Below are 23897 nucleotides of genomic sequence, written 5' to 3'. Positions count from 1 at the left end.
TGAATAGTTATTGGGTCAGGGCTGGCCGCCACTAGGGTCTGGGTCGAGCGCGAAATCCAGTACTTCGGGCATCCAGGTGGCGAAGTCGGACAGCCCATGGTCGCTGCCTTCGACGATGCGCTGCCGGGCGCCCGCATACCAGTCGCGCATTTCGCGCCAATCGAGCACTTCGTCCCCCGTGGCCGCGATCAGGAAATAACGCTCCAGGCGGGTCGGCCGCGCCACTTCCAGCGCGGCCAGTTCGTCGACGTATTCGGGACGGAAGTCGAACGGCGCGCCCGAATGATACATACTCTGGTGCCCTACCTGCGTCGCAAGGTCGCGCGGCGCGTGCACCGCGGGGTTCAGTAGTACCGCCTTGCAGTTGAGCTGTTCCGCCATCCAGGTGGCGTAATACCCGCCCAGCGACGACCCGATCAGGGTCAGCGCGCGCGGCGACGCCTGGCCGCGGCGCGCCAGTTCGTCCAACTGCCGGCGCGCCAGCGCCATGGCCAGATCCACCGCCTCGCGCGGGCTGGCCGGCAGTTGCGGACACTGCCAATCGGCGGCCAGGCCGCGCCGGGCCATTTCTTCCGCCAGCAGGCGGGCCTTGAACGAAGCCGGCGATGAGCGGAAGCCGTGCAGGTAAAGAATCATGGCTGTCCCCGTCCCGCCAGCGCTTTCAGCAGTTTGTCGTGGATGCCGCCGAATCCGCCATTGCTCATTACCAGTATGTGGTCGCCAGCCTGCGCGGCCTGTGCGATGGCGGCCACCATGGCGTCCATGTCGTCGTAGGCGGCGGCGCGTTCGCCCAGGGGCGCCAGCACGCGCGCCGGGTCCCAGCCCAGCGCATGCTTGCCCGTATGGGCGCCGAAGCAGAATACGCGGTCGGCGTCCCGCAGCGCCTCCGGCAAGCGCTGCGCCATGGTTCCCAGCTTCATGGTGTTGGAGCGCGGCTCCAGCACCGCGAGGATGCGGGCGCCGCCCACCCGGCGCCGCAACCCGGCCAGCGTGGTCTCGATCGCGGTCGGATGGTGGGCGAAATCGTCGTAAACCGCCACGCCGCGCGCCGTGCCGCGCAGCTCCATGCGCCGCTTGACCCCGGCGAACAGGGACAGCGCCCGCACCGCATCGCCCGGCGCCACGCCGGCATGCTCGGCGGCGGCGATGGCCGCCAGGGCGTTCAGCCGGTTGTGGTCCCCCAGCAGATTCCAACGGACCCTGCCGACCTCGTCGCCCTGATGCAATACGGAGAATGCGCCCTCGGCGTCCGCTTCGGCCGCCTGCCACTCGCCATCGTCGCCGAACCGCACGGTTTCAGACCAGCAACCGCGCGCCATGACGCGATCCAGCGCGGCCGAATGCGCCGGCAGCACGATGCGGCCGCGGCCCGGGATAGTACGCACCAGATGATGGAATTGCGTCTCGATGGCGGCCAGATCCGGAAAGATATCGGCGTGGTCGTACTCCAGATTGTTCAGGATCGCGGTGCGCGGCCGATAGTGGACGAACTTCGAACGCTTATCGAAAAAGGCCGTGTCATATTCGTCGGCCTCGATCACGAACAGCTTGCGCGCCGCTTCGTACCGGGCGGAAACCTGGAAGTCCTGCGCCACGCCGCCCACCAGGAAGTTCGGACGCAGCCCCGCGTGTTCCAGGATCCAGGCCAGCATGGCGCTGGTGGTGGTTTTGCCATGCGTACCCGCCACGGCCAGGACGTGCTGGCCGGCCAGCACGTGGTCTCCCAGCCACTGCGGTCCCGACACATAAGGCGCGCCGGCATCCAGGATAGCTTCCATCAAGGGATTGCCGCGCGACACCACATTGCCGATCACATAAAGGTCGGGGCGCAGCGCCAGCTGTTCCGCGCCGTAGCCCTCGATCAATTCGATTCCCTGTTCCGCCAGTTGCGTGCTCATGGGCGGGTAGACGCCCGCGTCGCAGCCGGTGACCCTGTGGCCGCCCGCGCGGGCGATCAGCGCCAGGCCCCCCATGAACGTGCCGCAGATGCCTAGAATGTGCAGATGCATGTGCTGTTTTCTCCTGCGGGCATTGTAGATGCTCGATACGCGGCCAGCCCCCCGCCGACCGGCGGTAAGATGACACGATGAAACGACGCACTGTTCTACGTACGCTGCTGCTCGGCGGAATCCCGGGCGCTGCTCCGGCGCTGGTCCGCGCCGCGCCAGCCGCGCCAGCCGCCCCGGCCGACTCGTCCGCGGCCGACCCCGGCGCCGGCCTGCTGGCGCAGACCTATCCCGACCTGCAGGGCAAGCCCCAACCCCTGGCGCAATGGAAAAGCAAGCCGCTGGTGGTGAATTTCTGGGCGACCTGGTGCCCGCCCTGCGTCAAGGAGATGCCCGAACTAGACGAATTGCACAAGCGGCATCCGCAAGTCGGCTTTTTGGGGCTGGCGGTGGATACGGCGCCGAACGTCGTCAAATTTGTGTCTAAAGTGCCGGTCTCTTACACGCTATTGGTTGCCGGCCCGGGCGTGATCGACGTCATGCGCAAGCTTGGGAATGCGCCAGGCGGTCTGCCATTTACCTTGGTTTTAGCGGCAGATGGCAGAATTAGAAAGCAGATCCTGGGCCCGGTCGATATTGCCGACCTCGATCGCATGCTCAGCGCCGGCGTGGCTTAACCTCAATAGACAAATAGACGAAATTGTCGTAAAAAGCGGGGCTATTCGAGGTTTTCGCGACAAAAGCCCGCCGGCGTAACCGGCTGGTCATAAGCGCGGACGTTGTGCGGGCGGCACGGCCGTCCGTTTCCGATTCACCCCGGCATACATCGGACGGCGCTGCGGCGCGGCCGCGCCGGTCTTCCAGTTTGGCAGCAATGGCGCAACGCATATTGGTCTTGCACGGCCCCAACCTGAATCTGCTGGGTACCCGCGAACCGGGTATCTACGGCAGTCTCACGTTGGCGCAGATCAATGACGGCCTGGCCGCGCTGGCGGCGGATCTGGGCGTGTCCCTGACGGCTTGGCAAAGCAATCATGAAGGCGCCCTGGTCGAACGTATCCAGGCCGCCCGCGACGACGGTACGGATTTCATCGTCATCAATGCCGCGGCCTATACCCATACCAGCGTGGCCGTGCGCGATGCGCTGGCGGCCGTGTCCATCCCGTTTATTGAAGTACATTTGTCCAACTTGTATAAGCGCGAGCCATTCCGGCATCACTCTTACCTATCGGACCTCGCGGTGGGGCTGATTTCCGGGCTCGGGCCGGACGGCTACGAGGCCGCGGTCCGTTACGCGGCGCGTCACTGATCGCCGCGGCGTTCGACGATTTTCCCCTGTCTCTACAAAACATATCCAGTACGGCGCGGCAGCACGGCCGCCCGTCGTCAACATTCCGGGAAGCACTTCTATGGATCTCCGAAAACTCAAGACCCTGATCGACCTGGTGGCGGAGTCCGGCATCGCCGAACTCGAAATCACCGAGGGCGAAGGCAAGGTCCGCATCGTCAAGTTCTCGCAGACGGTGCAGCCGGTCGCCTACCATCATGTGCCGGAGTCCGCTCCCGCGCAGCAGGCAGCACCGGCCGCCGCGCCCGCCGCCGCCGCCCCGCCCGCCGCNCCCGCGGTGCAGGGCCATGTCGTCAAGGCACCCATGGTCGGAACGTTCTACCGCTCGCCCAATCCGGGCGCCGCGCCTTTCGTCGACGTCGGCCAATCCGTCAAAGAAGGCGATCCGCTGTGCATCATCGAAGCCATGAAGCTTCTGAATGAAATCGAGGCCGACAAGTCCGGCGTCATCAAGGAAATCCTGGTCGAAAACGGCGAACCCGTCGAGTACGGCCAACCTCTGTTCGTCATCGGCTGACTGTTCCCATGTTCGAAAAAATACTGATTGCCAATCGCGGCGAGATTGCCCTGCGCATACAGCGCGCGTGCCGCGAACTGGGCATCAAGACCGTGGTCGTGCATTCCGAAGCGGATCGCGACGCCAAATACGTTCGCCTGGCCGACGAGTCGGTATGTATCGGGCCGCCGCCGTCGCGCGAAAGCTATCTGAACATGCCGGCCATCATTTCCGCGGCCGAGGTCACCGACGCGGAAGCGATCCATCCGGGATACGGCTTCCTTTCGGAAAACGCCGATTTCGCCGAACGTGTCGAAAAAAGCGGCTTCGTCTTCATCGGGCCGCGGCCGGATTCCATCCGGCTGATGGGCGACAAGGTCAGCGCCAAGCGCGCCATGATCGAGGCCGGCGTGCCGGTGGTGCCGGGGTCGGAAGGCGCATTGCCCGACAATCCCCAGGAAATCATGCGCATCGCGCGTGAAGTCGGCTATCCCGTCATCATCAAGGCGGCGGGCGGCGGCGGCGGGCGCGGCATGCGCGTGGTCTATACCGAAGCCGCGCTGATCAATGCCGTCAATATGACGCGTTCGGAAGCGGGCGCCGCCTTCAACAACCCGGAAGTCTATATGGAGAAGTTCCTCGAGAACCCTCGCCATATCGAAATCCAGGTGCTGGCCGACGGCGGCCGCAACGCCATCTGGCTGGGTGAGCGCGATTGCTCCATGCAGCGCCGCCACCAGAAGGTCATCGAAGAAGCCCCCGCGCCGGGCATCGCCCGCCGGCTCATCGAGCGCATCGGCGACCGCTGTGCCGACGCCTGCCGCAAGATCGGCTACCGCGGCGCCGGTACCTTCGAATTCCTCTACGAGAACGGCGAGTTCTATTTCATCGAAATGAACACGCGGATCCAGGTGGAGCACCCGGTAACGGAGCTGATCACCGGCATCGACCTGGTCCAGCAGCAGATCCGCATCGCGGCCGGTGAAAAGTTCATGCTGCGCCAGCGCGACGTGGTCCTGAAGGGCCACGCCATCGAATGCCGGATCAATGCCGAAGACCCGTTCCGCTTCGTGCCCAGCCCCGGCCGGATCACCAACTGGCATACGCCGGGCGGTCCGGGCGTGCGTATCGATTCGCATGCGTTCAATGGCTACTTCGTGCCGCCCAACTACGACTCCATGATCGCCAAGGTCATCACCTACGGCGATACCCGGGAACAGTCGCTGGCGCGCATGCGCATCGCCCTGTCGGAAATGGTGGTGGAAGGCATTTCCACCAATATTCCCCTGCACAGGGAACTGCTGCAGGATGCGCGCTTCATCGAAGGCGGTACCAGCATCCATTACCTGGAACAGAAGCTGGCCCAGCGCCCCTGACGGCGCGATGGGCGCGGGGCTCGCGCGACCGAAAGGCGGCGCGCGGGGCACGTACAATACGGCAAGGCGGCACGGGACGGCATAAGGCGGCACAGGGCCGCGCGTCGAGGCCGCCGGGTACGTCCCCGCAGTCACCGAATACTCAGACGGAAGATCCTTTCATGCGTGAGCTGGTGCTCCATTCTTCGGAGGCGCAGGCCGAGGCCTTGTCCGATGCCTTGCTGGACGCCGGCGTGCTGTCGGTATCGGTGGAAGACGCCGACCGCGATACCGACGCGGAGCAGCCGCTGTTCGGCGAGCCGGGCACCGAGCCCTCCGTCCAGGCCTGGGAGCGCAACCGCGTGGTGGCCCTGCTGCCCGATGGTGCCGATCCGGCGCAGATCATCGAAAGCGTCGGCGCCGGACTTGGCGCCGATTACGCCGGCGCGCTGGCCGGCTGGTCGCTGCGCGACGTGCCGGACGCCGATTGGGTGCGGCTGACGCAGCAGCAATTCGGGCCTATCCATATCGCCGAACGTATCTGGATCGTGCCCAGCTGGCATCGCGACGATCCGGAGGTCCCCGGCCTGGGACGCCCGGAAGAGCAGGGCGGCGGCATCCATATCGAGCTCGATCCGGGCCTGGCCTTCGGCACCGGCAGCCATCCCACCACGCATCTTTGCCTGGCCTGGCTGGAAGCCCAGTTGCCGGCCGGCGCGACGGTGCTGGACTATGGCTGCGGATCCGGCATCCTGGCCATCGCCGCGCGCAAGCTGGGGGCGGGCAGGACGTGGGCCGTCGACATCGATGAACAGGCCGTCATCGCCACGCGCGACAACGCCCGCGTGAATGGCGTGGATCTGCAGGCCATGCTGCCCGACGAATTGGGCGACGGCGCCAGCGACGTGGTGGTAGCCAATATCCTGTCGAATCCCTTGAAGGTGCTCGCGCCCATGCTCTGCGGCCGCGTCGCGGCGGGCGGGTCGCTGGTTCTGTCGGGCGTGCTGGCGCGCCAGGCCGAAGAGGTCTGCGCGGTCTATGCGCGCTGGCTGCCCATGTCCGTCTGGCGCGAGCGCGACGGCTGGGTCTGCCTGCACGGACGCAAGGCCTGAGGACGAACCCGGACGGTAGCGCACATGGCCATGACCACCCGCTGCCCGCATTGCGGCACTGCCTTCAAGGTGGTGGCGGATCAATTGCGCGTACGCAATGGGCTGGTGCGCTGCGGGGTGTGCTCGCGGGTGTTCGACGGCCTGGCCTGCGCGGTCGATGGCCCGGCCGGTGAAGGCGCCTCGCCTCGACCGGTGCCGCGCTCGGCTGCCAATACATCCGTGCCGCGCGTGTCCGCCGACACGCCGGTGCAACTGCCCCCGGAAGCCTCCCCGGTATTGTCGGTCCAGGTCCCGACCGAACCGCCCCAGGCACCGCGGCCGTCCGCGCCGCCGTTGCCTTCGCCGCCCTCACCGGCGCCCGCCGTGTCCCCGCAGCCGCCGGCGCCTCAGCAGCATTTCGCCGAGCCCCCGCACGCCTATCAGCCGCCGCGGCCCTATACGCCGCCGCGCCATCAGCCCGCGCCGCCCGAACCTGCGCCGCCGCCCGACAACCGGGCCGTTCCGACGCCCGCGGCACCGCACCTCATCTCGGCGCCCGCGGCACGACCCGCGGCACCGGCCGCGCCGACGCCTCCGTTCACGCCCACGGCGGCGCCCACGCCACCGGCGGCCCACATGCCGACGGCCGCGCCCGTCGCCGCGGCGGCCGTGCTGCGCGGCCGCGACAACACGCGCCGCCTCGTCTCCGACCCGCGCGAGCCGGTGCTCGGGCCTTATGACCCGTCAGTCTCGCAGGATCCCGACGAAGAAGACACCATCGACTACCGCGAGCCCTATGCACGCGGCCGGTCCATGCCCCATCGCCAGGACGACCCCGATGATGCCCGGTCGCCACGCGATATGGACTTCTCGCGGGACGACCGCGTCCCTATCTATGCGGACCGCGATGCCGTGCAGGAAGACGAGCCCGACTTCGTCTCCATCCCCGGCGAATCGCGCACCCGCTACGACGACCTGACCGATGCCGGCATGGCGCCGCCCATTTTCATGGACGAAGAAGTGCAGCGGCGCCGCACGCTGCTTTCCCGCATCTGGATGGCCGGCGTGCTGATCGCGCTGATCGTCCTGGGCCTGCAGTGCCTCTATATTTATCGGACGCCGATCGCCACATCCATGCCCGCGCTGCGGCCCGCCCTGGAGGCCGTCTGCCGGCAGGTGGGCTGCCAGGTCGGTTATGCACGGCGGCTGGAGCGCATATCGATCACCGCATCATCCCTGCAGCCACAAAGCGGCGTCGCTTCGGAAGACGGCGTTATGCGCCTGACCCTGCGCGTGACCCTGCGCAATCGCTACGACAAGCCGCAACCCTGGCCCGGGCTGATCCTGCAATTGACCGACCTGTCCGACACCGTCGTCGTGCGCAAGGTGCTGCTGCCCGAAAACTACCTGCCGCCGGGCACGCAGGGTCCATTCCCCGCCGGCGGCGAACAGAGCCTGGTCGTGCCCCTGCAGGTCAATGGCCTGCACGTGAACGGCTACCAGCTCGATAAATTCTTCCCCTGACTTCTTTCCTGGATCAAAGGATTCTCTATCATGGCAGCTCCGGTTCTGGTGTGCGGTTCCATGGCGTTCGACACCATCGCCGTGTTCGAAGGCCGGTTCAAGGAACACATACTTCCTGACCGCATCCACGCGCTCAGCGTCTCGTTCCTGACGCCTTCGATGCGCAGGGAGTTCGGCGGATGTTCGGGCAACATCGCCTACAACCTCAAGCTCCTGGGTGGTAATCCCATACCGGTGGCCACCGTGGGCGAGGATGCCGGCGATTACCTGGAACGCCTGTCCGGACTGGGCATCGACACCCGCTTGGTCAAGGTCATCCCGCAGACCTTCACGGCACAGTGCTTCATCACCACCGATCTGGAGGACAACCAGATCGCCGCCTTTCACCCGGGCGCGATGTCGCACTCCGCGGAAAACGACCTGACCGGGACGGCGGCGCAATGGGCCATCGTCGCGCCCGACGCCAAGGAAGGCATGTTCGCCCATGCCGAGCGGCTGAACGCGGCCGGCATTCCCTTCATCTTCGATCTGGGCCAGGCGATGCCGCTGTTCGACGGCGCGGATATGCAGCGCATGCTGGGTCTGGCGCAGGCGTTGACCGTCAATGACTATGAAGCCAGTATTGTCGAGCAGCGCACCGGCAAGACGATCGCCGAGCTGGCGCGCGGCCTGCGCGCCGTCGTGGTGACGCGCGGCGCCGAGGGCGCTACCCTGTGGACGGAAGGCGTGGAGCACAAGATCGAGCCGGTCCGCGCGCAGGCGGTCGTGGATCCCACCGGCTGCGGCGACGCGCACCGCGCTGGACTGCTCTATGGCCTGACCAGCGGATGGAGCTGGCTGGACAGCTGCAAGCTGGCGAACGTCATGGGCGCCATCAAGATCGCCTCGCGCGGCCCCCAGAATCACCAGCCTGCCCGTGACGAAATTAGTAAGTTGCTGCAACAGGCGTACGGCCGGCAGCTGTAGCCGGCCTGTACAGGCCGGCCCCGGTCAGTATGGTGTTTTCCGGGCTCCTTGCAAAACGGGTGTGTGATCGTTTGAAGGAAAAAAACGGGAAAAATGGCGCGGCCTGAAACTTGCGGGCGTTACGGCGGACTAAGCTAAAACAGACGTTGCAACGTATTTCCCGGTGCGTAATTTCGGCAATCCCGCCGAATTCGCGGGAGTATCATCCGTAACGCTGGTATATACCGAACAAGGAGCCCGCATCATTATGAACAATACCGTTCCTTCCGTTTCCTTCAGCCTCGCGCGGGTTCGCGGCTCGCGCACGGCTCGTTGGGTCGCCATCGGCGCGGTGGCCGCATCCGTCGCGCTGGTTTCCGGTTGCGCCAACCGCAGCGCCTCCAGCGCCGTCTATAGCTATGATCAGGCGCAGCGCGAACAGATCGTCCGTACCGGTGTGGTCACGGGCGTGCGGCCTGTCACGATCCAGCAAGACAAGTCCAGCGGCGCGGGCCTGCTGGCCGGCGGCGCGCTGGGCGGCGTGGCCGGCAATGCGGTCGGCGGCGGCAGCGGCCGCACCATCGCCACCGTGGGCGGCGCCATCCTGGGCGCGCTGGCGGGCAATATGGTGGAGAACCGCGTCGGCACGACGTCCGGCCTGGAAATCACCGTGCGCCTGGATAACGGCGAAACCCGCGTCGTGACGCAGGAAGCCGATGTGCCGATCAGCGTAGGCCAACGCGTGCAGGTCATCAGCGGTAACGGACCGACCCGCATTACGCCGATGTAAGCGGCGGCGCGGCATACATGCCGCGCCCGCACCGCGGACTGAATACTTAATAAAGGATGCCTCTAAGTACTCAGAGGTACCTAGTGGCACCTAGAGCCCGAAAGCGGCGTAGGTGATGCGCGTGACCACCATCAGCGCCACCTGCGCCAGCACCAGCAGGACCAGGGGCGAGAAGTCGATCGGCGTGCGGGGCAGTATGCGCCGGATCGGATCAAGCAAGGGGTCGGTCATGGCCTGCAGCACCGGCATCAGCGGCGCGCCTGGATTCACCCAGGAAAGAATGGCCTGCGCCAAGGTCACCCAGACGATCAGGTTGAACACCCACTTGACCACGGTCAGGAAAGAAATCCCCAGCGCCATCGGCAGCGCGGACAGCGGGATGATCATTCCCAGCGACGTTACCCACATCAACAGCAGGTAGACCAGCGCGGTCAACCAGGCCGCGATCAGCGTCGCCCAGTCCACCGCGCCGCGTGACGGCACCAGGCGCCGCAGCGGATTCACCAGCCAATTGGTGGCCTGGTAGATGAATCGCGCAATGGGATTGAAGGGATGCATGCGCACCGCATGCATCCAGGCCCGCGCGATCAGCGCGGCGCCGAAAAGCGTGAAGAGCGTATCGAGCAAGAAACGGGAGATATCGCCGAACATGGCCGCCTGCTTTGTTGGAAAGAAGTATGAAAGGGGTCTTACGGCAGGCCAATTGTCGCACGATGTCATGACCGCGGGCGTTGACATGCATGCGGTGCGATGGCGCAACGCGCGTCTTGCGATCCGGGCGGGTGCAAAAAAGCCGCCTGGCATGGCCAGGCGGCTTCGGTACCACAGTACTGCGATAGCGACCTAAAGGACTTTGAGGACCTTGAGGACCATACGAATCGTACGGTCCTCAAGGAGGTCCTTAAGGACGGCCACCCGTCGGGAAGGGCCACGACGCCGCCGGATTCAGCGCGGTCTTCGCGCCCGGGGCGGCAGCGGTCGAAGGCGGCGTGGCCGGCTTCTTGGCGGCAGCCTTCTTCGCGGCAGGCTTTTTGGCAGCAGGCTTCTTGGCAGCAGCCTTTTTCGCAGGCGCCTTTTTGGCGGCCGCTTTCTTGGCGGGCGCTTTCTTGGCAGCCTTCTTGGCGACCTTCTTGGTTGCTACTTTCTTGGTCGCGGCTTTCTTGGCCGGGGCCTTTTTGGCAGCAACCTTCTTGACCGCCTTCTTTGCTACTTTCTTGGCGGGCGCCTTCTTGACGGCCTTCTTCGCTACTTTTTTGGCAGCGACTTTCTTGACGGCCTTCTTGGCGGCGACCTTCTTGACGGCGGTCTTCTTCACCGCCGCTTTCTTGGCGGGGGCCTTCTTCACAGCTTTTTTGGCTGCGGCTTTCTTAACCGCCTTCTTGGCGGCCTTCTTGGCAGTTGCCATGGCATTGCTCCTTAGGTTCAGGGGTCCCAGAACTTAAACCCGTGCGCCGCGCCGCCTTTTGGCGGAACGATGCCCGGGCTATTCATCGGCGCATACCGCTGCTCCGTACAGGCGACAGCTACTACGATGTGCGCTAATGAATGCGGCACTGCCATTTGATATGGCCCCCGCTCCTTTGGCGCGAGCCATTTCAAATGGCGCCGACAGGCGACACGGTCATCCGCGTCGCCTATCGCTACGTTGCTTCCGACACCCTGGACCGGTTCATTCCCAGCTCAGCGTGCCTCCGGTTTGGTATTCGATGACTCGAGTTTCGAAAAAGTTTCGCTCTTTCTTGAGGTCGATCATTTCCGCCATCCACGGGAAGGGGTTTTCTTCCTGCGGGAACAACGCTTCCAGACCGATCTGCTGGCAACGGCGGTTGGCGATGAAGCGCAGATACGACTTGAACATCGGCGCATTCAGGCCCAGCACACCGCGCGGCATGGTGTCTTCGGCGTAGGCGTATTCCAGTTCGACGGCTTTCACGAACAGAGCACGGATTTCTTCGCGGAACTCGGGCGTCCAGAGGTGCGGATTCTCGAGCTTGATGGTGTTGATCAGGTCGATGCCGAAGTTGCAGTGCATGGACTCATCGCGCAGGATGTACATGTACTGTTCGGCGGCGCCGGTCATCTTGTTCTGGCGACCCAGCGCCAGGATCTGCGTAAACCCGACATAGAAGAACAGGCCTTCCATCAGGCAGGCGAAAACGATCAGCGACTTCAGCAGTGTCTGATCGGCTTCCGGCGTGCCGGTGTGGAAGTTCGGGTCGGCGATCGCGTCGATGAACGGGATCAGGAATTCGTCCTTGGCGCGGATGGACGGAACCTCGTTATAGGCATTGAAGATTTCCGATTCGTCCAGGTCCAGGCTTTCGACGATGTATTGATAAGCGTGGGTATGGATGGCTTCCTCGAATGCCTGGCGCAGCAGGAACTGGCGGCATTCCGGAGCCGTGATGTGCCGGTAGGTGCCCAGCACGATGTTGTTGGCGGCCAGCGAATCGGCCGTCACGAAGAAGCCCAGGTTGCGCTTGATGATGCGGCGCTCGTCCTCGGTCAGGCCGGTGGGGTTCTTCCAGAGCGCGATGTCGCGCGACATATTGATTTCCTGCGGCATCCAGTGGTTGGCGCAGGTGGCCAGGTACTTTTCCCAGGCCCATTTATATTTGAACGGAACCAGCTGATTGACGTCGGTCTTGCCGTTGATGATGCGCTTGTCGGCGACCTTGACGCGCTGGGCGGCCGCGCCCGGCTGCACACCGGCGGCTTGCGCCGGCGCGGCCGCGGGCAGGGCGGCGTCGTCGAAGGCGCCCGTCGACGGGCGCGCGGTCATGCCGCCCGCCGGCTTGGCGGTGGGCTGGCCCGGTTGCAGTGCGACGTTATCGTCTTCCCAATTGATCATGTGAATTCTCCGGAGCGGTCGATTACTGGCAGGCTTCGCACTCTTCGAAGCCGGGGTCGCCCGGCCTCATGGTGCAAACCGCTCCGACGATTTCAGGTTCCGGCAGGGCGGGGGCGGCGGATGCCGTCACCGTACCGGGTTGGCTGCCCGACGCCACGGCATTCAATTCGCCGCCGCGACCGGTGGACTTTTCAGCGCTGGTGGCGCCCAGCGTGCGCAGGTAGTAGGTGGTCTTCAGGCCACGCAGCCACGCCAGCTTGTAGGTTTCGTCGAGCTTCTTGCCCGACGCGCCAGCCATATAGATATTCAGCGATTGCGATTGATCGATCCACTTCTGGCGACGCGAGGCGCATTCCACCAGCCAACGCGGTTCGACTTCGAACGCGGTGGCGTAGATTTCGCGGAGTTCAGCGGGCACGCGATCGATACGGGACAGGCTGCCGTCGAAGTACTTCAGATCGGCCACCATCACTTCGTCCCAGAGACCGAGTTTCTTCAAGTCGCGGACGAGGTATTCGTTAACGACCGTGAACTCGCCGGAGAGATTCGATTTCACGTACAGATTCTGATAAGTGGGTTCGATGCACGCAGATACGCCAATGATATTGGAAATCGTCGCGGTTGGGGCAATTGCCACGCAATTGGAGTTGCGCATGCCGTGCGCTTTGATGCGCGCACGCAACGCATCCCAATCCAACGAAGACGACATATCGACATCGACGCTGCCGCCGCGTTCTTCACGCAGCAGATTCAACGTGTCTTGCGGAAGGATGCCGCGATCCCACAGCGAGCCCTTGTAGGTGGGATAGTGGCCGCGTTCTTCGGCCAACTCGCTCGAGGCCCAATACGCGTAGTAGCACACCGCTTCCATCGAACGATCGGCGAACTCGACGGCGGCTTGCGACGCATACGGCACCCGCATCATGTGCAGGCAATCCTGGAAACCCATGATGCCCAGGCCCACCGGACGATGACGCTGGTTGGAATCCTTGGCCTTCTTGACGGCGTAGTAGTTGATGTCGATGACGTTGTCGAGCATGCGCATCGCGACGCCGATGGTGCGCTTCAGCTTTTCCAGATCGAGTTCGTAGCCGCCGTTGGCGCTGGGCTTCATGTGCGCGACCAGGTTCACCGAACCCAGGTTGCACACCGCGATTTCCTCTTCGTTGGTGTTCAGCGTGATTTCCGTGCACAGGTTGGAGCTGTGCACCACGCCGACGTGCTGCTGCGGCGAACGGATGTTGCACGGATCCTTGAACGTGATCCACGGATGACCGGTTTCGAACAGCATGGACAGCATCTTGCGCCACAAAGTGAGCGCGGGCATCTTTTTGTAGAGCTTCAGATCGCCGCTGGCCACGCGCGCTTCGTAACCCAGATAGGCCTGCTCGAATTCGCGGCCGTACTTGTCGTGCAGGTCGGGGCAATCGGACGGCGAAAACAGCGTCCACTCGCCATTTTCCATGACGCGCTTCATGAACAGATCGGGGATCCAGTTCGCGGTGTTCATGTCATGCGTGCGGCGGCGTTCGTCGCCGGTGTTTTTGCGCAGTTCCAGGAATTCTTCAATGTCCAGATGCCACGTTTCCAGGTAGGTGCATACGGCGCCCTTGCGCTTGCCGCCCTGGTTCACCGCCACCGCGGTGTCGTTGACGACCTTCAGGAAGGGGACCACGCCCTGGCTTTCGCCATTGGTGCCTTTGATGTGGCTACGCAAGGCGCGTACCGGGGTCCAGTCATTGCCCAGGCCGCCGGCGTATTTGGCCAGCAGTGCGTTTTCCTTGATGGCGTCGTAGATGCCTTCCAGATCGTCGGAGACGGTGGTCAGGTAGCACGACGACAGCTGCGAATGCAGGGTGCCCGAATTGAACAGCGTGGGCGTGGAGCTCATGAAGTCGAAGGACGACAGGATCTCGTAGAACTGGATGGCGCGCGCTTCGCGGTCGACGCCGGCTTGCGTTTCGCCCAGCGCCAGGCCCATGGCCACGCGCATGTAGAACACCTGCGGCAGTTCGATGCGGCGGCCGCGGATGTGCAGGAAGTAGCGGTCGTACAGCGTTTGCAGACCCAGATAGCTGAATTGCAGATCGCGCTTGGCGTCCAGCGCGGCGGCCAGGCGCGGCAGGTCGAATTGCGCCAGCTTGGCGTCGATCAGGCTGGCTTCGATGCCGCGCGCGATGAAGGCCGGGAAGTAGTCGGCGTAGCGCTGCTCCATTTGGGCCTGCGAAACTTCTTCGCCCAGGACTTCCTTGCGGATCGTGTGCAGCAGAAGACGCGCGGTGACCTGACTGTAGGCCGGATCTTTTTCGACCAGCGCGCGCGCCGACAGGATGGCGGATTTGAAGACTTCGTCGACGGGGATGCCCTCGTACAGGTTCTTGACCGTTTCCTTCAGGATGGTCTCGGCGTCGATGTAGTCGGACAGTCCTTCGCCCGCGGCTTCGATGGTCGCGCGCAGCGCGGCCAGATCCAGCGGACGCTTGACGCCCTGGTCGGTCACATTCAGGCCGTGGTCGGGCTGCGCGGCGGCGGCCGGCTTCGCGGGTTCCGCGGCGGCGCGTTCCTGCGAACGCTTTTCGCGATACAGCACATAGGCGCGGGCAACGTCGTGTTCGCCCGAGCGCATCAGCGCCAGTTCGACCTGATCCTGGATTTCCTCGATATGGAAGGTGCCGCCGTTGGGGCGGTTGCGCAGCAGGGCATTGACCGCCTGGCGCGTCAGGGTGTCGACCAGTTCGCGCACGCGGGCCGAGGCCGCGCCCTGTCCGCCGTTCACGGCCAGGAAGGCCTTGGTCATCGCGATGGCGATTTTGCTGGGTTCGAAGCCGACGACGGCGCCGTTGCGCCGGATGACCTGGTAACCGGCCCATTGGCCGGAGGCAGGTGTCGATTGGGCATTGTCAGACGGCGGCACGGCGCTCGGCCGGGTCACAGAGGCGATCGAAGTCTGCTGCATGGAAGCTCCTGTGCGTAGTAGAAAAGCGCGACAGACGCCGCGCCTGGATATTCGAAGAATTTGGGGGGAAGGAAGGCGGTTACCAGCGGACGCAGATAGGCCGGATATGCCCCGGCCCCGTCCTTAACCACAAGATGTTGTGTCTAACCCCGACCCCAGGCCCAATTCTAGTGGTCGATCGGGTTAGCTACAAGCTGGAATTGAATCGCGATACTTCTTTAAGTTGTTACGAAGTATATCGTGCTTGGGTTACCTAGTCTGACGGCGAAGTGCCCGCTTCGTACACGCTATTGTCGCATGCGGCTGGTAGCGGCGGCCTGTCGCCTACTGGGGCGTAATCCCCGCCGTCGCGATCCATTGCTTCCAGCGTTCGGCGTCCTTGCGCACAAAAGCGTCGAACTCGGCCGCGTCCATGCGCCTGGGCTGCAGCCCGAGCCGGGTCAGCTTGCCGCGCACCTCAGGATCGTCCACCGCCTGCGCCAGGTAGCGGTTCATGGCCTGGACGATGGGTTCCGGGGTGCCGGCGGGGGCCGACAGCCCCAGCCAGCCCAGGACCACGAAACCCGGATAGTAGGACGACATGGGTGGGACGTCGGGCCAGGCCGGATGGGCCGCTTCGCCCGTCACGGCGATGGCGCGCAAGCCCTTGCCGTCGATCTGCCCCATCGCGGTCAGGTAGTCCACGAAAGCGAAGTCGATTTGGCCGCCGCGCAGGTCGGTGATGATCTGCGTGACGTTTTTGTAGGCGGCGCCATCGATCTGCAGGCCGGCGCGCGCCTTCAGCAGGGCGGACGGCACCTGGGACGACGAGCTGTAGTAGCCGTAGAACACCTTGCCGGGGTGTTGCTTCGCATAATCGACCAGCTGCGGCATGTCGCGAAAGCTGCTGCCCGGGGATACCACCGCGACCGAACCGAAGGTGCCCAGCATCCCCACCTGGCGGAAGTCCTTGAGCGGATCGTAGGGCAGGGATTTATAGAGATAGGGATTGGCGGCCTGGGTGGAATTGGTCGACAGGAGGAAGGTGTAGCCGTCCGCCGGCGCGGTTTTGACCGAGTTGGTGCCGACGATGCCGCCAGCGCCGGGCCGGTCTTCCACGACGACGCTCTGGCCGGTTTTGGCGCCCAGGTATTGCGCGAAGGTACGGGCGGTCAGATCCGCCGCGCCGCCCGCGGCGGAGGGCACGATGATCGTCACGGTGCGATCCGGCCACTCCGCCGCGTTTGCCGCCGGCTCCGTCATCCAGACGCCGCACATCACGAGCGCTGCAAACAGCTTGGTATGGTGTTTCAAGGCAAGCCCCCTTTGGTTGGTGAAAGCCGCGTCGGGCGGCTCCATGTCTCTCTCTATATATATAGTGGGCGCTCAGTGGTGGCCGCTCACCGCGGAAACCGCCGCTCGTACCACTCGCGTATCGCCTGCGCGCTTTCCTGCCAGCCGCGCGCATACATCATGCAGTGCGGCAGCGCCGGCAACAGCCGGTATTCGAAGCCATAAAAATCCGCCACGGCCTTGTCCTGTCCGGCGGGATGGCGGTCGGGGTCGTCATCGCCAGCTTCCAGGCACAAGCCCGGGGCGTCGATGGCCTGCGGCGGAATAGGTACCCGCAGCAGGTAGCGGTCGTTCATCGCCTCGGCGCTTTCCGGGCACAACCTGGCGGCCACCGTCGCGATTTCCTGTTCGCTCATCGCGCCGGTGAAGCGCCGGCGGACGCCGTCCAGCCCCGGCGGCTGCCGGCTTGCGCCGCTCGGCACGGGCGCGATGGCGCGCGCGCCGGGCACATTGCCGGGCGGCGATGGCGCCATCAGCACGACCCCCGCGACCTCGCGCTGACTGGCGGCGTACAGCACCGGCAAGGCGCCCATGCTGTGTCCGGCCAGGACGACAGGCCCGTCGATCAGATCCATGGCCTGCGTCACGCACTCACCGAAGTCGCGCACGCCATGGCGATGGAATGCCGGCGTCTGCGGCAGCCATCCGTGTCCCGGCAGATCCAGCGCCGCGCAAGCGATGCCCAGGCCGGCGAAGTATTCCAGATAAGCCGCGTAGCACCATGCGCCATGAAAAGCGCCGGGCACGAACAGCAGCGACGGCATGCCGGGGCGCTGCGAGGCGCCGATGACGAGCCTGCCATCGCCGGCAGCCAGCGATGGCAAACGGTCGACCAGATCGAAGTCGGGAAGGGCGGCGGGCAGCACGGAGGAGTCCATGCGGCGAATGGTAGGGCGCCCGCCTCGATGAGAAAAATTTATTTTTTCTATCCGATAATAAGTGCGGCAAATATCAGGAAACGCCCGATGAGCCAGCTTCCCGACCTTTCCATAACGCACTATCGGCATTTCCTGCTGGTGGCGGAGCTGCGCAGTTTCCGCGCGGCCGCGGCGCGCGCTTTCCGGTCGCAGCCAGCCTTGTCGTTGTCCATACGCGAAATGGAGCAGCGCCTGGGGCAGCCCTTGTTCGAGCGCGGCGCGCGCGTGACGCTGACGCGGTTCGGCGAGTCCTGCCTGCCGCTGGCGCGCGAACTGGTGGATCATCATGATCGGGTGGCCTTGAGCATAGGCGGCATGGCGCGCAGCGAAACCGGCCTGCTCACCCTGGCCGCCGTGGCGACCGCGGCCTGGCAGTGGTTACCCGATCTGGTGGCGCGCTACCGCGACGCCCATCCGCGGGTGGCGATGCGGCTCTACGACGACAATTCGGAAGGCGTGGAACGCATGGTGCTGTCGGGGCAGGCCGAGTTGGGCGTATGCAGCCCGGTGCTGCGCGACAAGCGCCTGCTGTTCGAACCCATGTGGCGGGATGAGTTCGGCCTGGTGTGCCGCGACGATCACCCGCTGGCCGGCCGCGCATGGGTAACGTGGAAGGAAATCGCCACGCTGCCGATGATCGGCACCGTTGGGCATCGGCAGCTTGCCGGCCATCGCGCGGCCGCCTTTCTGATGGACCCGCCGCTTTTCGTGTCGCACATGATGTCGCTGACCGCGATGCTGGAACGCGGCGTTGGCGTCACTGTCCTGGCCGAACTCGGCAAACCGCCCGATGCGCGCGATCTGGTGTTCGTGCCGTTGCGCCGGCCGCGCATCGCCCGCTCCCTGGGCATCACGCGGCTGGCTGGTCGCACCCTGTCTCCCGCGGCCGCGGCGATGGAGGCGCTGTTGCGTGAAGCAGCAGCGGCGTCGGCGCGCGCGGCCTGAGCGCACGTTGCTGCTTCACGTACCCGGTTCGCGTTTCGACCGCGCGCGCCCCCGCATGCGCGACAGTAGTTCGCATGCATCCGCCGACGAGGCCCGTGGTGCGCTCACAGTGTTGCGCGCTTCGCACAAACCACGCGTGACATGCGCTTCACACAGGCGTGGTCGTTGCGTCTTGCCGCCGCGATATTCAGAATCGACATGTCGCACCGATGCTTTTTTCCGCGCCATGCGGACATCTCGGTCGCCTGTGAGGATTTCATGAGCAGTGCATTTTCGCGTTTCGCCGGCGTTGCCTGCGCCGCGTTCATTCTGGCCGGTTGCGCGACCAAAAAAGAAGTGCCCGCGCCGGCTTCCCAGCCGGCTCCGCCGCCCAAACCCGTGGCCTGCGCGGCCAGCGCCGGGGCCGAGGCATTGGCGGGGACCTGGTATTCGGTGTCGACGCCGCGTGGCGTGGCCGGCACGCAGCAGACGCTGCTGGTGCTCGCTCCGGACGGGAAAATGCGCTATCAGACCCAATTGAAGATACGCAACAAGCTGCGGCCGGGCCTGGACGAAACGGGCTGCTGGACGTTCTCCAACGGCGTGTACACGATGCAGACGACGGAGTCCAATGGCGACCCTGTGGATCCGTCGGACCCCATCTATACGAACCGCTACAGGGTGGAAAGCGTCAACAATTCCACCCTGGTGCTGCGCGATCAGAAAGCCAGCGGCGAGGTGCTGAAGGCGCGCCGGATGCCGCAGGGGTACGTGCTGCGCTGAGCGCGCTCAAGCCAGCGCGCGTTGCAGCCGTTGCAGCACTTTGTCCTTGCCCAGCAAGGCCAGCACCGCGTCGATGGCCGGCGTCTGCGTCTGGCCGGTGACGGCCACGCGCAGGGGAATGGCCAACTGCGGCATCTTCATGCCGCGCGCGGCCAATACCCGCTTGATGGCGGCCGACAACGCGTCCTTGGACCACTCCGCATTGCTCGCCTCGGCGGCGAAATCGCGCAGGGCATCGCGCGCCGTCTCGGTCAGGTGCTGCGCCGCCAGTTCCGCCGGCGCGCCCTCGAACGGACCGCAGAACAGCATCGCGCCGTCGGCCAGTTGTTCCAGCGTTTCCGCGCGGTCCTTCAGCAGCGCCATGACGGCCGTCAGGTCGGCCGCGGCCGGATCGCCGCCGCGGCTCACGATGCGCGGCGCGACCCGCGCCGCCAGCTCCGCATCGGCCATCTGGCGCAGGTAATGGGCGTTGACCCAGTTCAGTTTTTTCGGATCCCACTGCGATGCCGACTTCGACAGGTGCCGCGTGTCGAACCATTCCACCAGCTGTTCGCGGGTGAAAAGCTCGTCATCGCCGTGGCTCCAGCCCAGGCGCGCCAGGTAGTTGATCATGGCCTCGGGCAGATAGCCGTCCTTGTCGTATTCCATGACGCTGACCGCCCCATGGCGCTTGGACAGTTTTTCGCCATCCGGCCCCAGGATCATGGGCACGTGACCATACTCGGGCAGCTCGGCGCCCAGGGCGCGCAGGATATTGATCTGCCGCGGCGTATTGTTCACGTGGTCGTCGCCCCGCAGCACGTGCGTGATGCCCATGTCCCAATCGTCCACCACCACGCAGAAGTTGTACGTGGGCGTGCCGTCGGGGCGGGCGATGATCAGGTCGTCCAGCTCGCCGTTGTCGAAACTGATCGGGCCCTTCACCATATCGTTCCAGGCGGTGACCCCGGTCAGCGGATTCTTGAAGCGCACCACGGGCTGGCGGCCTTCCGGTATCGAGGGCAGGGTTTTGCCCGGCTCCGGCCGCCAGGTGCCGTCGTAGCGCGGCTTCAGGCCCTGGGCGCGGGCGCGCTCGCGCATGGCCTCCACTTCTTCGGGCATGCAGTAGCAGTGATAGGCGGTACCAGCCGCCAGCATCTGCGCCACGACCTCGCGGTAGCGGTCCATGCGGCGCATCTGGTAGAAGGGGCCTTCGTCGGGCTGCATGCCGAGCCAGTCCATGCTATCCAGGATGGCCTGCACGGCTTCCGGCGTCGAGCGTTCCACGTCGGTGTCTTCGATGCGCAGGATGAATACGCCACCGTGGTGGCGGGCGAATGCCCAGGAAAAAAGCGCCGTGCGCGCGCCGCCCAGATGCAGGTAGCCGGTGGGCGAGGGAGCGAAACGGGTGCGGACGCGGGATTTGGAGGTTTGAGTCATTGAAAAGGCCGGCGGTTATATTGCGCGATGGCGGCATTTTAGAATAGGGTAGGCGTCCATGCTTCGACACGCGCTGGCTTCTCTGTTCGATCCGCGTTCCCTGCTCATCATCGCGGACCGGCCCTTGCCGGGCGCGGCGATGCTGCCGGCGCGCCTGCGCGCGCGCACCACCTGCCTGGCTTGCGAACCCGGCGTCGCGCCGGATCTTCCGGAAACCTTGACCGGCCTGGCCGCGGACGAGCGCCCCGACCTGGCCCTGGTCTGCGTCGCGCCGTCCGTATTCGCCGAAACGCTGCGCCGCCTGACGCCACGGGCGCCGCGCGCGCTTATCGTCCTGCCCCACGAACAACCCGACCCCTATCCGCGCGGCACCGTGGCCTTGTGCCAGGCCTGGGCGCAGGAAAACCGCTGCAAGCTGCTGGGGCCGCGCGCCTTCGGCGTGCAGCGTCCGCATGCGGGCCTGAATCTGAGCCAGCATCCGACGCTGGCGCGCGACGGCCGGGTGGCGCTGGTGGCGCAATCGCGCTCCATCATCGCCGCCGTCATGGATTGGGCCGAGGACGTGCATATCGGCTTTTCCACCGCGATCGCGCTGGGCGACGAAGCCATTGTCGGCCTGGGGCCGGTGCTGGACTATCTGGCGACCGATCCGCGCACCGACAGCATCGCGCTTTATCTGGAGGACGTCGGGCCGGCCCGGCCCTTCATCAGCGCGCTGCGCGCCGCCGCCAGCGCCAAGCCGGTGGTGGTGCTGAAGGCCGGGCGCGGCGACGACGATGACGCCGTATTCGATGCGGTGCTGCGCCGCGCCGGCGCGGTGCGCGTGCGCTATTTCGTGCAGCTGTTTTCGGCGCTGAAGGTGCTGGGCTACGCCCGCCGCCCGCGTGGCCGGCGGGTGGCGCTGTTTTCCAATGGCAGCGGGCCCGGCCAGCTGGCGCTGGACCTGATCGGCCCCGACGCCGCGGTCGCGCGCGCCGAACTGTCGCAGGCCACCGTGCAGGCGCTGGAGGCGCTGCTGGAGCCGGGATCCGCGGTGGGCAATCCGGTCATTACCCATGCGCCGCTCACGCCCGACAGGACACAGGCGGTTCTCGATGCGCTGATCGACGATGCCGGCGTGGACGGCGTGCTGGTGCTGCTGGCGCCGGACGCCCTGGCGGACCTGCGCGCGGTGGCGGAAAGGCTGGCGCAGATCGCGCCGCGCGCGCGCAAGCCCATCGTGTCCTGCTTCATGGGCGATGCCGGCATGCGGCCCTTGCGGCGCATGCTGGACGACGCGGGGACGTCCGCCTTCCGCACGCCGGAATCGGCGGCCGACGCCTTCGGCGTGCTCTCCACGCACTACTACAACCAGCAACTGCTGCTGCAATCGCAGCCGCCGCTGCCCCAGGGGCCGCAGCCGGCGCTGGCCGACGCCCAGGCCATCATCGACGCGGCCCGGCGCGATGGCCGGCATGCGCTGACGCCGGCGGAAGCGCGCGACCTGATGGCGGCCGGCCTGGTGCCGATACACGACGCCATGCCCAGCGGCGCCTTCGAGCCGCTGTCGCGTCCCATGGCCATACGCGTCCATCGCGACGCGCGGTTCGGTCCCGTCATCCGCTTCGCCGCGGGCGGCCCGGACGCGGCGCTGGGCATTGCCGATCGCGGCATGGACCTGCCGCCGCTGAACGGATTCCTGGCCCAGCAGCTGATCGAACGCAGCCGCCTGTGGCGCAAGGTGCTGGCGCATCGCCTGAGCATCGCCGCTTTCGAGACGCTGCAGCAGGCGCTGGTACGCGTCTCCGAGCTGATCACCGATGTGCCGGACATCGAAGCGCTGGACATCGACCCGCTGTATGCCGGCGAGGCGCGCCTGTACGCGCGTTCCATGCGCGTCACGCTGACCGCCGAGGCCGCGACGCCATCCCTGCATCTGGGGGGCTATGCGCACATGGCCATCCATCCTTATCCGGCGCGGCTGGTGCAGGTGCGGCGCTTCGAAGACGGCACGCCGTGGGTGGTGCGCCCCATCCGGCCGGAGGACGCCGATTCCCTGCAGGCCTTCATCCGCGAGCTTTCCGAGCGTTCGCGCTATATGCGCTTCGTTTCGATGATGCGTGAGCTGACGCCGCGCATGCTGGCCCGGTATACACAGGTGGATTACGACCGCGAGCTGGCGCTGGTCGCCACCACCGAGCTGCCCAATCCCGCGCATCGCGGCCATCGCCACGATGCGGTGATCGGCCTGGCGCATTATCTGCGCAACCCCGACGGACGCGGCGCCGAATATGCCCTGGTGGTGGCGGATGCCTGGCAGGGACGCGGCCTGGGGCGGCAGTTGATGACGCTGTTGATCGACGCCGCCCGCGAACAGGGGCTGGAGTACATCGAAGGCCTGGTGCTGGCCGATAACCGGCCCATGCTGCGGCTGATGACCAGCCTGGGCCTGAAGAACGATCCCGATCCGGACGACCCGTCCTTGCGGCGGGTCTGGCTGGATCTGGGGCGGCCCGCGTAGGGCGGCCCGCGTAGGGCGGCCCTACGACGCTACTTGATGACTTCCACGAGGAAGTCGCGCATATCGGCGACTTCTTCCGCGCATACGGAATGCTGCATCGGATACGTGTGCCAGCGCACGTCATGGCCCAGCGAGCGCAGCATGTCGCGCGACGCCGTGGCGCGCGCGATGTCGACCACCGGGTCATATTCACCGTGGGCCAGGAAGATAGGCGTGTCGGCATTGGCACCCTGGCGTTCCGCCGCCGCCAGGTCCAGCAGGGGCAGGTAGCCGGACAAGGCCATCATCCCGGCCAGCTTTTCCGGCAGCCGCAGGCCGGTGTGCAGCGTCATGGCGCAGCCCTGCGAAAACCCGGCCAGCACGATGCGCGAGGTCGGAATGCCGCGGGCGTTCTCGCGCGCGATCAAAGCGCGCACGGCGGCTTCGGACTGGCGGATGCCGGCGGCATCCTCGCGGCGTACCAGATCCATGACCAGGATGTCGTACCAGGAACGCATACGCATGCCGCCGTTGATCGTGACCGGCTGCACCGGCGCGTGCGGGAATACGAAACGGATCGCCGGCGTCGCGGGCAGGCGCAGTTCCGGCACGATGGGCGCGAAGTCATTGCCGTCGGCGCCCAGGCCGTGCAGCCAGATCACCGCATGGCTGGGATTCGGGCCGGTTTCGAGTTCGATGCTGTCGAGCAGGTCGGAAGGCGTGTTGGCGGTCATGGGATTC

Annotated in this window: 21 protein-coding genes and 1 pseudogene; 12 read left to right on the top strand and 10 right to left on the bottom strand. The window is 65.6% G+C overall.

Annotated features, from left to right (window positions below):
• Window positions 1–15: 15 nt before the first annotated feature.
• Together ACNA0R_RS14465 and mpl are read right to left on the bottom strand one after the other, a co-directional pair.
• A complete protein-coding gene (locus tag ACNA0R_RS14465; protein WP_415826704.1) occupies window positions 16–636 on the bottom strand; it encodes a YqiA/YcfP family alpha/beta fold hydrolase in 621 nt (206 codons plus the stop codon).
• A complete protein-coding gene (gene mpl, locus ACNA0R_RS14460; RefSeq protein ID WP_415826703.1) occupies window positions 633–2009 on the bottom strand; it encodes a UDP-N-acetylmuramate:L-alanyl-gamma-D-glutamyl-meso-diaminopimelate ligase in 1377 nt (458 codons plus the stop codon). Before mpl ends, ACNA0R_RS14465 begins: the two co-directional genes overlap by 4 nt.
• 77 nt (window positions 2010–2086) lie before the next feature.
• On the opposite strand from mpl, the gene ACNA0R_RS14455 reads away from it, so the two are divergent.
• From ACNA0R_RS14455 to ACNA0R_RS14415, 9 genes and pseudogenes are all read left to right on the top strand, one after another.
• Window positions 2087–2623, top strand: coding sequence for a TlpA family protein disulfide reductase (locus ACNA0R_RS14455; RefSeq protein WP_415826702.1), 537 nt, complete (start codon window positions 2087–2089; stop codon window positions 2621–2623).
• Between the two features lie 197 nt (window positions 2624–2820).
• Window positions 2821–3255: a type II 3-dehydroquinate dehydratase gene (gene aroQ, locus ACNA0R_RS14450; protein WP_415826701.1), complete on the top strand. Its 435-nt coding sequence runs from the start codon at window positions 2821–2823 to the stop codon at window positions 3253–3255.
• 100 nt (window positions 3256–3355) lie between these two features.
• A pseudogene (locus ACNA0R_RS14445) lies at window positions 3356–3564 on the top strand (acetyl-CoA carboxylase biotin carboxyl carrier protein); the annotation flags it as partial.
• A gap of 1 nt (window position 3565) precedes the next feature.
• Window positions 3566–3811: acetyl-CoA carboxylase biotin carboxyl carrier protein (gene accB / locus ACNA0R_RS14440; RefSeq protein WP_415826700.1), on the top strand; the 246-nt coding region annotated here is incomplete at its 5' end.
• Window positions 3812–3819: 8 nt separating this feature from the next.
• Window positions 3820–5166, top strand: a complete 1347-nt coding sequence (accC, locus tag ACNA0R_RS14435; protein WP_415826699.1) for an acetyl-CoA carboxylase biotin carboxylase subunit — start codon at window positions 3820–3822, stop codon at window positions 5164–5166.
• Between the two features lie 161 nt (window positions 5167–5327).
• Window positions 5328–6257: a 50S ribosomal protein L11 methyltransferase gene (gene prmA / locus ACNA0R_RS14430; RefSeq protein ID WP_415826698.1), complete on the top strand. Its 930-nt coding sequence runs from the start codon at window positions 5328–5330 to the stop codon at window positions 6255–6257.
• Window positions 6258–6281: 24 nt separating this feature from the next.
• Window positions 6282–7760 carry a DUF3426 domain-containing protein gene (locus tag ACNA0R_RS14425; RefSeq protein WP_415826697.1) on the top strand — a complete coding sequence of 493 codons (1479 nt, stop codon included), beginning with the start codon at window positions 6282–6284 and terminating at the stop codon, window positions 7758–7760.
• Window positions 7761–7790: 30 nt separating this feature from the next.
• Complete coding sequence (locus ACNA0R_RS14420) at window positions 7791–8726, top strand: carbohydrate kinase family protein (RefSeq protein ID WP_415826696.1); 936 nt, start codon at window positions 7791–7793, stop codon at window positions 8724–8726.
• A 247-nt stretch (window positions 8727–8973) separates the two neighbouring features.
• Window positions 8974–9495, top strand: a complete 522-nt coding sequence (locus ACNA0R_RS14415) for an outer membrane lipoprotein (RefSeq protein ID WP_415826695.1) — start codon at window positions 8974–8976, stop codon at window positions 9493–9495.
• Window positions 9496–9585: 90 nt separating this feature from the next.
• Here ACNA0R_RS14415 and ACNA0R_RS14410 read toward each other — a convergent pair whose 3' ends face one another.
• From ACNA0R_RS14410 to ACNA0R_RS14385, 6 genes are all read right to left on the bottom strand, one after another.
• Window positions 9586–10146: a YggT family protein gene (locus tag ACNA0R_RS14410; protein ID WP_415826694.1), complete on the bottom strand. Its 561-nt coding sequence runs from the start codon at window positions 10144–10146 to the stop codon at window positions 9586–9588.
• A 250-nt stretch (window positions 10147–10396) separates the two neighbouring features.
• Window positions 10397–10900, bottom strand: a complete 504-nt coding sequence (locus ACNA0R_RS14405) for a histone H1-like DNA-binding protein (protein ID WP_415826693.1) — start codon at window positions 10898–10900, stop codon at window positions 10397–10399.
• Window positions 10901–11164: 264 nt separating this feature from the next.
• On the bottom strand, window positions 11165–12346 hold the full coding sequence (locus ACNA0R_RS14400; protein WP_415826692.1) for a ribonucleotide-diphosphate reductase subunit beta: 1182 nt from the start codon (window positions 12344–12346) through the stop codon (window positions 11165–11167).
• Between the two features lie 22 nt (window positions 12347–12368).
• Complete coding sequence (locus ACNA0R_RS14395) at window positions 12369–15302, bottom strand: ribonucleoside-diphosphate reductase subunit alpha (RefSeq protein WP_415826691.1); 2934 nt, start codon at window positions 15300–15302, stop codon at window positions 12369–12371.
• 324 nt (window positions 15303–15626) lie between these two features.
• A complete protein-coding gene (locus ACNA0R_RS14390) occupies window positions 15627–16640 on the bottom strand; it encodes a Bug family tripartite tricarboxylate transporter substrate binding protein (RefSeq protein WP_415826690.1) in 1014 nt (337 codons plus the stop codon).
• Window positions 16641–16681: 41 nt separating this feature from the next.
• On the bottom strand, window positions 16682–17512 hold the full coding sequence (locus ACNA0R_RS14385) for an alpha/beta hydrolase (RefSeq protein ID WP_415826689.1): 831 nt from the start codon (window positions 17510–17512) through the stop codon (window positions 16682–16684).
• Window positions 17513–17599: 87 nt separating this feature from the next.
• Between ACNA0R_RS14385 and ACNA0R_RS14380 the strand changes: the two genes are divergently transcribed.
• Both ACNA0R_RS14380 and ACNA0R_RS14375 read left to right on the top strand, forming a co-directional pair.
• On the top strand, window positions 17600–18496 hold the full coding sequence (locus ACNA0R_RS14380) for a LysR substrate-binding domain-containing protein (RefSeq protein WP_415826688.1): 897 nt from the start codon (window positions 17600–17602) through the stop codon (window positions 18494–18496).
• Between the two features lie 258 nt (window positions 18497–18754).
• Window positions 18755–19258: a hypothetical protein gene (locus ACNA0R_RS14375; protein ID WP_415826687.1), complete on the top strand. Its 504-nt coding sequence runs from the start codon at window positions 18755–18757 to the stop codon at window positions 19256–19258.
• Between the two features lie 6 nt (window positions 19259–19264).
• On the opposite strand, the gene gltX is transcribed toward ACNA0R_RS14375, so the two are convergent.
• Complete coding sequence (gltX, locus tag ACNA0R_RS14370) at window positions 19265–20677, bottom strand: glutamate--tRNA ligase (protein WP_415826686.1); 1413 nt, start codon at window positions 20675–20677, stop codon at window positions 19265–19267.
• A 58-nt stretch (window positions 20678–20735) separates the two neighbouring features.
• On the opposite strand from gltX, the gene ACNA0R_RS14365 reads away from it, so the two are divergent.
• The gene (locus ACNA0R_RS14365; protein ID WP_415826685.1) at window positions 20736–23177 is read left to right on the top strand and encodes a bifunctional acetate--CoA ligase family protein/GNAT family N-acetyltransferase; all 2442 of its coding nucleotides are present in this window, start codon (window positions 20736–20738) and stop codon (window positions 23175–23177) included.
• Window positions 23178–23206: 29 nt separating this feature from the next.
• Here ACNA0R_RS14365 and ACNA0R_RS14360 read toward each other — a convergent pair whose 3' ends face one another.
• A complete protein-coding gene (locus ACNA0R_RS14360; protein ID WP_415826684.1) occupies window positions 23207–23890 on the bottom strand; it encodes an alpha/beta hydrolase in 684 nt (227 codons plus the stop codon).
• Between the last annotated feature and the right edge of the window lie 7 nt (window positions 23891–23897).

Source organism: Bordetella sputigena (assembly GCF_965137885.1).
GTDB classification, from domain to species: domain Bacteria; phylum Pseudomonadota; class Gammaproteobacteria; order Burkholderiales; family Burkholderiaceae_B; genus Bordetella_C; species Bordetella_C sputigena.
The sequence above is the reverse complement of the archived record's forward strand: the minus strand, read 5'-3'. Positions and strand labels throughout refer to the sequence as shown.

Excerpts from the sequence above, each read along its gene's own strand:
- ACNA0R_RS14465 (WP_415826704.1), bottom strand. The coding sequence starts at position 636 with ATGATTCTTTACCTGCACGGCTTCCGCTCATCGCCGGCTTCGTTCAAG.
- mpl (WP_415826703.1), bottom strand. The coding sequence starts at position 2,009 with ATGCATCTGCACATTCTAGGCATCTGCGGCACGTTCATGGGGGGCCTG.
- ACNA0R_RS14455 (WP_415826702.1), top strand. The coding sequence starts at position 2,087 with ATGAAACGACGCACTGTTCTACGTACGCTGCTGCTCGGCGGAATCCCG.
- aroQ (WP_415826701.1), top strand. The coding sequence starts at position 2,821 with ATGGCGCAACGCATATTGGTCTTGCACGGCCCCAACCTGAATCTGCTG.
- accC (WP_415826699.1), top strand. The coding sequence starts at position 3,820 with ATGTTCGAAAAAATACTGATTGCCAATCGCGGCGAGATTGCCCTGCGC.
- prmA (WP_415826698.1), top strand. The coding sequence starts at position 5,328 with ATGCGTGAGCTGGTGCTCCATTCTTCGGAGGCGCAGGCCGAGGCCTTG.
- ACNA0R_RS14425 (WP_415826697.1), top strand. The coding sequence starts at position 6,282 with ATGGCCATGACCACCCGCTGCCCGCATTGCGGCACTGCCTTCAAGGTG.
- ACNA0R_RS14420 (WP_415826696.1), top strand. The coding sequence starts at position 7,791 with ATGGCAGCTCCGGTTCTGGTGTGCGGTTCCATGGCGTTCGACACCATC.
- ACNA0R_RS14415 (WP_415826695.1), top strand. The coding sequence starts at position 8,974 with ATGAACAATACCGTTCCTTCCGTTTCCTTCAGCCTCGCGCGGGTTCGC.
- ACNA0R_RS14410 (WP_415826694.1), bottom strand. The coding sequence starts at position 10,146 with ATGTTCGGCGATATCTCCCGTTTCTTGCTCGATACGCTCTTCACGCTT.
- ACNA0R_RS14405 (WP_415826693.1), bottom strand. The coding sequence starts at position 10,900 with ATGGCAACTGCCAAGAAGGCCGCCAAGAAGGCGGTTAAGAAAGCCGCA.
- ACNA0R_RS14400 (WP_415826692.1), bottom strand. The coding sequence starts at position 12,346 with ATGATCAATTGGGAAGACGATAACGTCGCACTGCAACCGGGCCAGCCC.
- ACNA0R_RS14395 (WP_415826691.1), bottom strand. The coding sequence starts at position 15,302 with ATGCAGCAGACTTCGATCGCCTCTGTGACCCGGCCGAGCGCCGTGCCG.
- ACNA0R_RS14390 (WP_415826690.1), bottom strand. The coding sequence starts at position 16,640 with ATGGAGCCGCCCGACGCGGCTTTCACCAACCAAAGGGGGCTTGCCTTG.
- ACNA0R_RS14385 (WP_415826689.1), bottom strand. The coding sequence starts at position 17,512 with ATGGACTCCTCCGTGCTGCCCGCCGCCCTTCCCGACTTCGATCTGGTC.
- ACNA0R_RS14380 (WP_415826688.1), top strand. The coding sequence starts at position 17,600 with ATGAGCCAGCTTCCCGACCTTTCCATAACGCACTATCGGCATTTCCTG.
- ACNA0R_RS14375 (WP_415826687.1), top strand. The coding sequence starts at position 18,755 with ATGAGCAGTGCATTTTCGCGTTTCGCCGGCGTTGCCTGCGCCGCGTTC.
- gltX (WP_415826686.1), bottom strand. The coding sequence starts at position 20,677 with ATGACTCAAACCTCCAAATCCCGCGTCCGCACCCGTTTCGCTCCCTCG.
- ACNA0R_RS14365 (WP_415826685.1), top strand. The coding sequence starts at position 20,736 with ATGCTTCGACACGCGCTGGCTTCTCTGTTCGATCCGCGTTCCCTGCTC.
- ACNA0R_RS14360 (WP_415826684.1), bottom strand. The coding sequence starts at position 23,890 with ATGACCGCCAACACGCCTTCCGACCTGCTCGACAGCATCGAACTCGAA.